The organism is Legionella gratiana, from assembly GCF_001467695.1.
GTDB lineage: Bacteria > Pseudomonadota > Gammaproteobacteria > Legionellales > Legionellaceae > Legionella > Legionella gratiana.
Genome location: NZ_LNYE01000020.1, coordinates 91,447 through 103,685 on the forward strand (window position 1 = coordinate 91,447; position 12,239 = coordinate 103,685).

Sequence of the window (12,239 nt, forward strand, 5' to 3'; positions counted from 1 at the left end):
TGGAGAAAAATTAGAGAGATACTAACTTATAGTTTTTATTTTCCTGTTTAAAATATAAAATCACAGTCCCACCCATAAGAAGCCAATAAACAACATAAGTTAATGCAAAAGCATAAGTTACCCCGATTAACCCATAAATCCTTGAAAACGGATAACTCAAACAAACAAATGTCAAACTCAGAAAAACTTCAGTAATTACATACGTCTTAGACCACGCCTTTGCTAAAAGCAAATACGTAAATAACCAACTTGATACTCGGAAAAAATCACCAATAAGTTGATAAGCGAATAAATAAGTGGCTGGAGCAAATGTCTTGCTATAAAGACAAGAGATAATAATTTCTCTACAAAAATAGATAAGAATTAAAATAGCACTTACAAGAGGTATTAACATTCGATAAGCATGAACGATTTCCTTTTTTAAAGCATCTAGTGTTTGTAATGTCGATAAACGAGGTAGATAATAGGCGGTTAATGCTGAAGTGACAAAAAGTATATACGCATCTGATAAACGAATAACTGCCTGCCAATAACCCACAGCATTCCAACCAAATTGGGCATCCAAATCATTACGGACTATAATTTGTGCAAGAGGCATGGTTAAAGTACTGACAGTAGTCATTAATGAATAGCGCACTAAATTAATCCAATACTTTCGTTTTGCGCTCCAGGAAAATAATAAAAGGAACCACTTTTTACGATAAACAAAGGCTAATGAAACTAATAGAGAAAGAGCCTGAGCTAAAATAAAAGAAAATAAAATCCCTTTTAATTGAGAAAAAACCGCTGCACTACCTACCATGATGAGACTGAGCACACTACTCATGATGGTGATAGTCATCAGCAAACGAATTTGACCAAAACCATTTATTATTGAATACACTAATAAATTCATGGCTATAAATAACTGAGCTATTGCCAACCAACGTATAAGGTAAGTAAATTCAGTAGAACCCAAAATCCACTTCGCTAAAACTTGACTGTAAATCAAGCCAACAACCATAGTTAAAAGAGAAAAAAATAAAGTATAAAATGTTGCTGTTGATAAAAACTCTTTAAAGTCCTGTGTATTTACATATTCAGCAACATACTTAATCACTCCCAAAGTGATGCCGCCTCCGGCGATAGTAGCAAAAATATTAACTAGTCCCATAAATTGGCCAAAGATGGCTATTCCTTCAGGCCCGGTGTATAAAGCGATTATTTTTAGACTAAAAATTCCTGTTAAAATCTTAACAAGAGTAGATACCCCTGATATAGCCGATGCTTTTAATAGCTTATTATAAATTTTCATGAAATTTTACAACAAAATATACTTTACTTATTCTACAACAAAATGTGGTATTCAATTTTTTGAGAACATGATTTATTTGGATATTGATACTTGAGAATAGGCAATTTTTGGTTATTATTAAAAATAATAACATTCATTTTATATTTTAACCACAACATTTGTCTCTTATATATTTCAAATTATCTTCTAAAAATTCGCATGAAGTAACTTACCATTTTTCTTGTCATCAATGCAGAGGGGCTCATAAAGCCCGCTTTTACCATTCGAGCAATAAATTTCATATAGCGCCCTGAATAACCATGCATAAAACCAGACAACATTAGGGCATTAGCTATGGATCGTTTCCGCCATTTTAGAAATGAGGAGGGAAGATTTTTATGAGAAAAGAAACCCTGTACCACCATTAAAGGTTCATCCGCCTTTGCTACAGAGGAAGGACTATACGTAGTAGAACCAGAGTGAACACGAAAATCAGCTAATGCTTTAGGTACTCTTAAAAATGAACCGTGAAGGCATAGGCGTAAGTAAAAATCAACATCGGGAATACTATGTAGTTTTGTATTCCATCCTCCAACTGATGCCCAAGCTTCGCGACGAAATAAAGCTCCAGGCCCCGGTAAACAATTAAAATCAGCAATAATTGATTGTAGGTCATAATCCTTAACTTTTATTGACCGCACATAATTTGCATTTTCATCAATAATACAAAAATCCGGGTAGACCATAATTATTTCAGGACGAACTAAAAGCTGTGCTACCAAAATGCTAATTGCTTTAGGATGCAAACGATCATCAGCGCTTAAATAACCTAAAATAGAGCCTGAACTTTGCTCCCAACCTAAATTCATTGCTGCACTTTGCCCTAAATTTTTTTGCGAAAAAACTTTAAATTTATCTTGATGTGAGGTAAGCAATTGTTCTGTATTATCTGTGGATCCATCATTAACAACTATTAATTCGATAGGTGAATACGTTTGTTGAAGTATACTATCAATGGCAGTCATTATATATTTTTCTGCGTTATAGGCGGGTATTACTAGTGAAACCAAAGGATTAGATACATCCTTATTGTGCATAATTACTCCTAACTGTGAATTTTTAAAATTCGAACCATTTTTACTGAATTTTCTTCACCCTATAAGCTGCGGTATTACAGAGGTCCCACGATCAAATGGTCTATCTGTATGTTTGTCGCTACGTAAATAAACAAATTGATTTTCATCCTCATATGAAGAAATTTTTTGTCTTGTTGCGATATTCATTAGCAAATAATCAATAGGCAATTGAATATTACTATAATTAGCATCTTCTAAACGACTTTTTACAGCAAAGAATGTACTATAAGTTCTAATAAGATTCTCTGCTGTAAAAGAATAACTTTTTTTCATAGTTGGTTTTGGTATTCGTAATCCATGATCCCCATGAATGACAATAGTACTATTTTGTGCCTCAGGATTTTGAGCAAGTATCCGAAGAAACTCGTTCACCATTTTGTGAGTACATTTCACTTGCTCAAGGTAAGTAGCAACTGACTTACCGCGATCACCTAAGTATTCACAATTTGAGTCGAAAACATATGGGTAATGTGGCATCAATAAATGGATAAAATAGGCGTTTCCTTTTTCAACCTCTTTAGCTAAATTCAGAACGTCCGGGAATGTTCTATATGTTGCTGTGGATGCCTCAATAATAGTTTGTTTTTTATTGTTGGGAAATACCAGCGAAAACAATTTATGATTAAATTTATCAAATAAGGGCACTACTGAAAAAATATTATCAATTATATCCAGTGATTTTTCTTTGACTTTAACGATAGGGTAAGGAATTGGTGCAGCATAATTATAAGTACTACATTTTTTTAAGTTAATTTTTTCTCGATACTCACACAAATCTACAAAGGTACTTTGAAATACATTAATTGCATATCCTTGACTACTTAATACCTCAAATAGTTTATTTTGTGTAATCGCATTTTTACCATCTGTGGTATTTATATAATTATCCAGTTCGCCAATTGGTTTGAAATTAAGAAAACTCGCAAATGAAGAAAGTGTCTGAAAATCACGACTGTAAGCTTGTCCATAAACTGTAAAACCTTTATTAATATATGCATTAACTAGATCGTTAGAAAAATAGTGCGTCTTTTTATCCAAGATCGACCCCCCTTGAATACCAATTTGTTCATCAAGAACTATCTCAATATAAGGTGGTAATTCCGAGCCTTCTTTATTTTGCAAAGTTTGAAATTTTTGAACCGAAATAAGCGGTGTTTTTACTGTAAAGAAAGCACCTATCCAAAAAACAGTAAACATGAGGAGAAGTAATTTATCGAGCTTTTCACGAATAAAATATAAGATCGTAGTTAAGCCAATTAAAAATAATGGAGCAATATAACGATATTTTAATCCTAAAGGCAAAATAGGTAATACTTTAATTTGGGTTAATAGAAAAAGAATAAGTACTCCTGATATAGTGATCAATCGCAATAGCGTGCCACCAAAAACCATTAGAACACCCGGAAGTACCCCCAACAGAACTAATAAAAAATATGAAAGTAATGCTTCTGGGTTAAGGATATTAATTCCATTATGTTTAATAAAAGCAGTACATAACGCACTAAAAAATAGAGGAGTTACAAAAAGGTAACGCCAATTTTTTTTAAATTGATACAACATTTTATTTGCCTATTCTTTTCATCAGAAAAATCGTTCGGTGAGTTTCTCGAATAGTCTTTTCTTCCAATATCGTGTAATGTTTTGAAAAAACTTTTTTGAACCGCTCTAAGTGATAATCAGAAAAAATATCTGTCCTACTTGCTAAAAGACGTTGTACTTGAGAGTCTTCTTTTGGAACAAATTCAATAATTAAATATTCTCCCAATCTGGAAAAATAATCAGCAATCCTATCCAGAGGAACATTGTTAGAAATTGCTAAATGATGGATCAAAGCAAGCGCCATAATTAAGTCAATCTTACCACTTCTTTCAAGTAAACCATCACGCTCATTCTGTTGCCATCCTAAACTTGCGCTTGGATTGGTCAAATCTTGCAAAATAGGTAAAATTAATTTGCATTTATCCTTTTTTACTTTTTGATAATTTGTTTCTACAGCCATAGGATCTATATCAAAACAAATCACGCTTGTTGCTCCTGATTCCGCAACAATTCGGCTGTAATAACCATTATTACCACCTAAATCCCAAACAGACCGAGCTTTGGATTGAACAAAGAAAGATCTAACAATTTCTGATTTATGCTTTGTTGCATCATCAGAATAATTGGTTTGATTATAATAATCCCCCCACTCAGTTTTTATAGGTAACCAGGTTAATTTTTTGATCAAAGAGCTTAAATTATCTAATAAGCTAAGCAGGCTTATTTTGGAAATCTTACGATTAGCGTTATATTTCCTATTTATTACATTGCTGTATTTTTCTTGCATTCTTGCATGAGCATAAATATGGGCAAAAATAGAAAAGGAACATTTATTTTTAAAAGGTAATAGCTTACTGGCGAGATCAAGCGGTATTCCATTAAGGTAATGTAAAGAAAGTTTACTCATACGAATATCCACTTGTGTCATCAACAACAAAGGAGCTAAAAAGTGCCGACAAAATTGATTATAAGCTATCCAAGGTTCTCCTTCCTGATAACAACTAAAAGAGGAAGTATCTATGAAAATGGGTTTACTGTAATGAAATTGAATATTATGAGTACTCGCATCTTTTAAAATCATTCCATATTCTATAGCCAATTTAGCGATTTCAAGAGTAAGCAATGCAGCATCTTTAAATTGTGTAAAAGACCATTCATAGCAGTAAGAAATAAATCCAATTTGTTCTGGCTTTAATACAACACGACCCCATTCATTGAGTGCAAACTCGAGGGAAACTTCTTGGTGAGGAATTAGATACCCTTTAGATTGAAGCTTTTCATACAATCCTGAGGACATAAGCTGTTGATAGTCCGAAACCCCTTGCTTATTAATTTGTCTATATATTTCACCATTTAACTGATAAACTTGTGCACTGGGATCACGAAAAGAAGATTGATGAATTTCTGCTTCCTGAATATAAAACTCACTTTCATTGATCATCATTTTCCTCTTTTATTTTTTCTTTCTTAAAAAAGAGCTTAGCCTTCAGCTTGTGCCAATAAGTTTTTAAAATAAAAAGTCCACCAGTAATCACTGCAATAATAGACTGAATCACTAAACTACCTGTGCCTGGATCTAGATAGGCATAAGCATTAGAGATCCAAATAAACGAAAAAAATGCGATTATAATATACTTCATATTTCTGAGATCCTATTCTGCGCAGATTAGAAAAAAAATGCTAACACATAATAGCATTGAATGTATGATAAATCCTCTACTTCATAACAAACGTCGCGAAGGCCCGCATTCTGCTATAAAATAAATACCATACTTTATCCCAACCGAAATTAGCTTTGGTAAATTGCCGCAGATGCTCTATTGGCTGCTCCACAAAATAATTGATTAAGCCACCTACAATGATTGCAGAAATAAAAGCCATAAGCATCGCCCAAATTTGATTTGGCCAAAATTGTATGTATTTCATATAAACAAACCAATGAAAAAGATAAATTGAATAACTCCATTTACCTATAACTCGAAAAAAATGGGTATAAAGAACTTTTCCAAAAAAACCTTTACCTTCCATAGTAAACACAATAAAAAATGCCCACAATAAACCAAAATAAACAAACTGATTAGCTAAACTAATATCCAGAGGTATTTTGAAAAAATACCTCTTGGTAATTGGCAAAGAAAGCAAACAGATTATCACCGTTACACATCCCATCCAATTTGCACTTTTCGCTGTTACATATAACTTTAGTCGTTCATAGATTACGGCAAAGAACACTCCTGTAGTAAAGGGAGTCAAATAATGATTCACATCAATTGAATTAATAGGAGTATGCCAATAGGGCCAAAAAATTTGTTCCAATAAAACGAAAAATATAAATAATAATAACGAAAATATAGGATTAACTTCTGCAGATTTAATAAAAAGAAAAGCAAATAACGGTAAATAAAAGTAAAACTTAAACTCAACAGGAACGGTCCATAGATGGGCAAACCCTTGTTTCAATAGTACAGAATCTACAACATTTTTCCAAGAACTGATATCAGTTGTGCCTAGAAGCTTATAAATAATGAGTGCAACCAAATAAAGAGGAATAATTCTTAAAAAGCGACTTATTCCATAATGTATAATCTGAGGAAATGCAAAACCTTGAATTTTAAATTTTGTTGTTAATAAGAAAGCACTCAAGACAAAAAACAGCCAAACACCGATTTTTCCACTACCTGCAAAATAAGCCGACGAATTCATAAAAAACATAGTAACCGCATGTGTTACGAGCACAATAAAACATGCCAATCCTCGTATGCCATCAGCACAGGAAAAATAGATAAAACCAGGCGAAAAATCTCTTTTTTTATTCACGATTCAATATAGATACCATCATTTTACGCAAACTTCTCAATAAGTCCGAGCAAATTGTTCTCTAGAGATCTAAACAAAGAACGAGATTCCAGGATTCTGCGAACAAGCCGCAGAGCCTAGGCTGCGATTTTGCTCAGACTTATTGAAAAGTTCTCATTTTACTTTAACCATACTTCTCGATTCACATAATCCACATAGCTGGTCACAATGCGAACTATTTTTTTCGAAACACACCCACCTTCATAATCCGAAACTACAGAAAAGGTACGTGAGTCTTGATTATGTTGGGAAGTGACGATACGCACCGCATTTAAAACACTAGAAGTTTTAAGTCCACACATGATTAAAGTAGCTTCATCCATTCCCTCAGGACGTTCATGCGTGTTGCGAATAGTCACTGCTGGCAGATTTAAAAGAGAAGCTTCTTCTGTAATTGTGCCGCTATCCGATAAAATGCAATAAGCGTCCATTTGTAATTTAACATAATCCAGAAAACCAAACGGTTTTAAAAAACGAATACGAGAATCCAGTTGTGTCACATTCAGCGCTTCCAGACGCTTTTTTGTTCTAGGATGTGTTGAAACAACAATAGGCATATCATATTCTTTTGCTAACGCACATAATGTTTCCAGTAAATCGTGTAGATTGGCCGGGATGTCCACATTTTCTTCCCGATGATTGCTCACTAAGAAATACTGTTGAGGATTTAAATCAAGTTGTGATAAAACAGTTGATGATAAAATTTTAGGCATAAAATGATTCAGTACTTCCTGCATGTGCGATCCCGTTTTAATAACGCGCTCTGCGGGTATTCCTTCCTGAATTAAATAGCGACGGGCATGTTCTGATAAGACAAGATTAATATCACTTAAATGATCGAGCACTTTACGATTAAGCTCTTCAGGTACCCGCTGGTCAAAGCATCGATTACCTGCCTCCATATGAAATACCGGTATTTTGCGTCGCTTGGCTGAAATCACTGACAAACAAGAATTCGTATCACCATACAGAAGAAGTGCATCAGGCTGTTCTTTTTCCAAAACTTCATCTGCTTTTTCAATAATTCGAGCAATTGCGCGTGCAGCTGTATCTCCTACTGCATCTAGAAAATAATCGGGTTTACGTATTTCTAAATCATCAAAAAAAATCTGATTGAGTTCATAGTCAAAATTCTGACCGGTATGAACTAAAATATGTTGGGTATGCTTATCAAATTCTGCGATGACACGAGACATTTTGATCAATTCAGGTCTTGTTCCAACAATAGTCATCACTTTGAGCATTTCAGAATATCCTAAATTTTAACCGATGAGTGCGTCAATTTATCATAAAACAAATGGTAATAACAGAATTCATAAAAATGCTCGCTATTAAAACAAAGACTCAACTAAGAACAGCAACCAACCGTCTATGAGCACAATAATGAAACATACTAATTGAACCAGCCACAGCAAAAAGTATAGGAATGAAAAAGTTAAAATTGATTCCAGTAAACTCAATGATAAGTACAATTGCTGTGATTGGCATCTTTTGTGCAGCAGCAAGAAACGCTGCGCCACCAATTACCGCAAAAGCAGATATGGAGATCCCCGGCCACAAATAACTCCAAAGAATACCCAAAATAACAGCCATTAAAGCTCCATTTGCAAGTGAGGGAGTCAGTATTCCACCTGAAGCACCTGCCTGTATACTCGTACAAACAATTAAAACTCTAAGTATAAATAGGACTATAGCTACTCCTAGCCCTAACATATTTCCATCGAATCCTAACTGGGCGGCAGAGCGTCCATTTCCTAATATTTCTGGAAAATAAATCGATATAAGACCAATTATAAAAAAATTAACAATACAAAGTACCATAATTTTCCAATCACGTGGGGCTCTGCTTTGGGCTCTATTGGTCATCTCTTTAAACCAATACGCTGAAAAACCAAAAATAGGCCCTGATATAATCGCCCAAATAACCACTGATGTATCAAGCATAAAAGAAGGTATATGGTATAAGGATTGATTACCTAGCCCAATCCACGAGATGGCTACTGCTATCGCAGCTGTAGTAACTGCGGGGATCACGGCAAACACGCGAAAAGAGCCGAGTAAAACCTCTAAAGTAAACATGGCTCCACCAAAAGGAACATTATAAACAGCAGCAAGTCCTGCCCCAGCAGCGCAAGCCACCAGTATTTGACTTTCTTTGGGATGTAGCTTCATTTTATTAGTGAGCCAGCATGCAAACGTTGCCGCCAACTCACGAGGAGCAACCTCACGTCCTAAAGGGGATCCTAAAGCTACTGTAATTATCTGGAGCAAGACATGGATAACCGTAGTTGTTATAGGCATATAGGGTCTAGGTGATTTAATGGCATTTGCAATACTCACTAAAGGTTTTCCATAACGAAAAACAGCCCACCAACCAAAACCTGCAATGAAACCGCAAAACAGTAGTGTAGTGACTCTCCTGGGGGGAGTTGACATACTAGCAACGTATAGAAAACTCTCACCCTGAAAAATAGGAACTACGGTATGCTCATAAGCCAAGTGTTGCAGAAAATGCAGCAATAGGGCTAAAAACATACCCCCAAAACCTGAGAAGATCCCAATAGCTATTGTGGCAAAAAAAAGAAGAGGCCATCGAGATGCTCTATGTTGGGTCATGAACCTCTCCTATTAATTCATAACGGAATCTGAGCGTTTAATCCTATGCAAGCTAAAAGCACCGCTTTTCTAGGATAATTTTCCTGCAACTTGCAATTGATGCGCAACCATACGAGCAAGGTAGTCAAACTCAATATTTACCTCTTGCCCAGGTTTTAAAAAACTCAAGGTGGTATTAAGTAATGTATGCGGAACAAGCATTAATTTAATGCGTTGTTCCGCAACTGAATTAATGGTTAAACTCACCCCTTCAACAGTAATACTCCCTTTAGGGATTAAATACAACATTGCATTAGCGTCAAACCCACTGAGCTCTATTTCAACAAACTCATTCATCTGCTTAATAAAATGGATCTGAGCAATTGCATCTACATGTCCACTCACATAATGACCACCAAAACGTGTAGATGCAAGCATAGCGCGTTCTAAATTTACTTCGTCACCTGATCTTAAACGACCTAAAGTAGTTCTATTCAACGTTTCAGGAGAAACATCAAAACACAAATCGAAACCATCAGAAGGTAATAAGGTTAAACAGACGCCATTAACTGCTATACTTTCGCCTACTTGCAATTGTTCAAAAGCAGATGAGATAACCAACCGATTAGCACCTTCACGGCTCCAATTGCTAATCACAGTACCCTTTCTTTCAATTATTCCAGTAAACATGGATTTATCTTACTCCTGACTCAAATGAGTTCTTCTTTCTTGCATGGTCTCTACACTATTAATTACTGTTTGCCGACAAATCTCTTGCATCACTGGAATTTCTTTAAGGGGTACTCCCTCATGAATTGAATAAGCAATAAGAAAACTATCTCGCCATATTTTTTCATTTCTTTTTTCTTTGGCTTTCATCCATAGAGCAACCCATAAAAAGTGAAACTGCCATTTACTACGATGCAATTCCATTTCTTCTGTAAATACTGCATCTATAGCATCTTTCATACGGCAAACTCTAATCCCATCAACAAAACTACTGTTGTGATTCACTATCTTATCAATTACAGGATTTTCCAAAAACCAAGATTCAGTAAATGATTTATTTTTTAGCCATGCTTTTGAACGCTGTAAAGACTCTTTTATTGCTTCTTGAGTAAACGGAGTAATTTGTACGCCTAATTGCTCAAATAAATAGTCTAAATCCAATTTTTGCGGTCGCAAACGAACTCCAAGTGACTCTTGAATTTCCAAAAAATGTACATTAGGTATTTCACCTTGCTCGATTGTTACTGCGAGAAAATGTTCTACAATCAGGGTGAAATAGGATAAATCAACTTCACGTAAAGTCACATTCTCATCAAAAGCTTGATTGTAATAGTTTTTCACCTCTTTTGATGAAATTGTAGGGGTGATCCATGCATCTTTAAGACCCGACTCATACTTAAGCAATAGCCCACAAAGTCTATTTTTTCTACTCTTACGTATATGAAGAAAAATACCTTGAGAGCCACTACCATCTACTTCTGTCGCTCTGATTGTCATGTTAGCTATCTCGGTCTCAGGAGTAAATACAACTCCCTTTTTACGTTGTATTTTTATCCAGGAATTAAAAAGATCGTGATAGCGTTCAGGGTACCAATACTTAATGGTTTGTAATCGAGAAAGAGAAATAGACGTTAAAGTAACTAAATCCATGACTTGCTGCATAGTCGCAATAGCTACTTCACGCACTTCTACATTTGGATGTAACAATATAAGTACAGCAATGTCAGCGCCTTCTTCAATGTTATAGAGATCAATTAGAAGATCGGCAAAAAAATCGGCAGGCATAGCATAGCTTTGAGCAAAGAAATTTTCAGCAATATCAAAAACAGAAAGATCAGATAATTCATGAATTAGATCACGAATTGCGTCTAAATGGGATAAGGGCTCATCATCATTAATGAACTCTTCCTCATCACTAGCCAAATCATAATAAGCATTTTTTAAATCATCAGTAAGCTCAACATGAGACTCATAAAAAGAATTCAAGATAGGTAACCAAAAACTTAATGTATGTTTTTGGGAGTTTATCAGTTCCGCTAAGTGATTCATTAATTGCGTTAATGTCTTAGCACTGGCTTTATTTGATTCTGCTGCACCTTGTAATTGAGCAACACAAATATCCAAAGCAAAAACGCAAGCGGAATAAACAGAAAGTCCTTCGTCTAACTTTTCTTCCAAATTATTAATAATATCGATGAGCTTAAAAGCAAGTTCTGGCTGTTGGAAAAATAGAACATACAATTGAGGATCGGGTTCAGAGTTTTGCTCAATTAAAGTAGCCATCTCAGTGAGTAAATGGTACAGTTCTGGCGAATTACTGGTCATTTTTGCTTAGGCACCTGTCTTGGTCTACCCTCTTCATCCAGAGCCACAAAAACAAAAACACCCTCGGTCACTTGATATGCTTCGTTTTGAGTTGCAGGATGAGCCCAGACTTCGACACAAAGGGTCATGGAAGTATTACCTTGTTTTACCAAATGTACGTAACAACTCACCAGATCACCAACATGTACTGGTTTTAAAAAACTCATGGAATGAATGGCAACTGTTGCCACTCGCCCTAAGGCTAATCTTTTTGCCAAGATTCCTGCGGCTAAATCCATCTGTGAAACTATCCATCCACCAAATATATCACCATTAGGATTAGTATATGCGGGCATTGCCAAAGTTTGGATTGTAAGCTCTCCCTTTGGAGTACTGGTCATTATTTTCCACCATATCTATGTATCGATAAAATCAAAATTAATCTGCTGCCATTAAATTAATGTGAACTTCAGATAAGGAGCGGCTCATTTTTACCACGAACCGCTCGGGCTGAGGAGGCATTTATG

Annotated in this window: 11 protein-coding genes; all 11 read right to left on the bottom strand. The window is 35.2% G+C overall.

The annotated features are described in order from the left end of the window. Positions 1 to 10: 10 nt before the first annotated feature. Positions 11 to 1,294: an O-antigen translocase gene (locus Lgra_RS05225; protein ID WP_058498220.1), complete on the bottom strand. Its 1,284-nt coding sequence runs from the start codon at positions 1,292 to 1,294 to the stop codon at positions 11 to 13. A gap of 179 nt (positions 1,295 to 1,473) precedes the next feature. Beyond that, the gene (locus tag Lgra_RS05230; protein WP_058498221.1) at positions 1,474 to 2,370 is read right to left on the bottom strand and encodes a glycosyltransferase; all 897 of its coding nucleotides are present in this window, start codon (positions 2,368 to 2,370) and stop codon (positions 1,474 to 1,476) included. Positions 2,371 to 2,424: 54 nt separating this feature from the next. After that, positions 2,425 to 3,969, bottom strand: coding sequence for a sulfatase-like hydrolase/transferase (locus Lgra_RS05235; RefSeq protein WP_058498222.1), 1,545 nt, complete (start codon positions 3,967 to 3,969; stop codon positions 2,425 to 2,427). A 1-nt stretch (position 3,970) separates the two neighbouring features. Beyond that, entirely contained in the window at positions 3,971 to 5,392 is a 1,422-nt protein-coding gene (locus tag Lgra_RS05240) for a class I SAM-dependent methyltransferase (RefSeq protein ID WP_131743522.1), read from the bottom strand. Next, the gene (locus Lgra_RS05245) at positions 5,379 to 5,588 is read right to left on the bottom strand and encodes a hypothetical protein (protein WP_058498224.1); all 210 of its coding nucleotides are present in this window, start codon (positions 5,586 to 5,588) and stop codon (positions 5,379 to 5,381) included. Before Lgra_RS05245 ends, Lgra_RS05240 begins: the two co-directional genes overlap by 14 nt. 76 nt (positions 5,589 to 5,664) lie before the next feature. After that, on the bottom strand, positions 5,665 to 6,765 hold the full coding sequence (locus Lgra_RS05250; protein WP_058498225.1) for an acyltransferase family protein: 1,101 nt from the start codon (positions 6,763 to 6,765) through the stop codon (positions 5,665 to 5,667). Positions 6,766 to 6,923: 158 nt separating this feature from the next. Further along, on the bottom strand, positions 6,924 to 8,048 hold the full coding sequence (gene wecB / locus Lgra_RS05255; RefSeq protein WP_058498226.1) for a non-hydrolyzing UDP-N-acetylglucosamine 2-epimerase: 1,125 nt from the start codon (positions 8,046 to 8,048) through the stop codon (positions 6,924 to 6,926). A 100-nt stretch (positions 8,049 to 8,148) separates the two neighbouring features. Next, positions 8,149 to 9,420, bottom strand: coding sequence for a chloride channel protein (locus tag Lgra_RS05260; RefSeq protein ID WP_058498227.1), 1,272 nt, complete (start codon positions 9,418 to 9,420; stop codon positions 8,149 to 8,151). Positions 9,421 to 9,489: 69 nt separating this feature from the next. Continuing rightward, entirely contained in the window at positions 9,490 to 10,089 is a 600-nt protein-coding gene (gene ribE / locus Lgra_RS05265) for a riboflavin synthase (RefSeq protein ID WP_058498228.1), read from the bottom strand. 9 nt (positions 10,090 to 10,098) lie between these two features. Next, the gene (locus Lgra_RS05270; RefSeq protein WP_058498229.1) at positions 10,099 to 11,733 is read right to left on the bottom strand and encodes a hypothetical protein; all 1,635 of its coding nucleotides are present in this window, start codon (positions 11,731 to 11,733) and stop codon (positions 10,099 to 10,101) included. After that, a complete protein-coding gene (locus Lgra_RS05275) occupies positions 11,730 to 12,113 on the bottom strand; it encodes an acyl-CoA thioesterase (protein WP_058498230.1) in 384 nt (127 codons plus the stop codon). Before Lgra_RS05275 ends, Lgra_RS05270 begins: the two co-directional genes overlap by 4 nt. Between the last annotated feature and the right edge of the window lie 126 nt (positions 12,114 to 12,239).

Bases quoted from the DNA above. Each gene is read 5' to 3' on its own strand.
- Lgra_RS05225 (WP_058498220.1), bottom strand. From the start codon at position 1,294: ATGAAAATTTATAATAAGCTATTAAAAGCATCGGCTATATCAGGGGTA.
- Lgra_RS05230 (WP_058498221.1), bottom strand. From the start codon at position 2,370: ATGCACAATAAGGATGTATCTAATCCTTTGGTTTCACTAGTAATACCC.
- Lgra_RS05235 (WP_058498222.1), bottom strand. From the start codon at position 3,969: ATGTTGTATCAATTTAAAAAAAATTGGCGTTACCTTTTTGTAACTCCT.
- Lgra_RS05240 (WP_131743522.1), bottom strand. From the start codon at position 5,392: ATGATGATCAATGAAAGTGAGTTTTATATTCAGGAAGCAGAAATTCAT.
- Lgra_RS05245 (WP_058498224.1), bottom strand. From the start codon at position 5,588: ATGAAGTATATTATAATCGCATTTTTTTCGTTTATTTGGATCTCTAAT.
- wecB (WP_058498226.1), bottom strand. From the start codon at position 8,048: ATGCTCAAAGTGATGACTATTGTTGGAACAAGACCTGAATTGATCAAA.
- Lgra_RS05260 (WP_058498227.1), bottom strand. From the start codon at position 9,420: ATGACCCAACATAGAGCATCTCGATGGCCTCTTCTTTTTTTTGCCACA.
- ribE (WP_058498228.1), bottom strand. From the start codon at position 10,089: ATGTTTACTGGAATAATTGAAAGAAAGGGTACTGTGATTAGCAATTGG.
- Lgra_RS05270 (WP_058498229.1), bottom strand. From the start codon at position 11,733: ATGACCAGTAATTCGCCAGAACTGTACCATTTACTCACTGAGATGGCT.
- Lgra_RS05275 (WP_058498230.1), bottom strand. From the start codon at position 12,113: ATGACCAGTACTCCAAAGGGAGAGCTTACAATCCAAACTTTGGCAATG.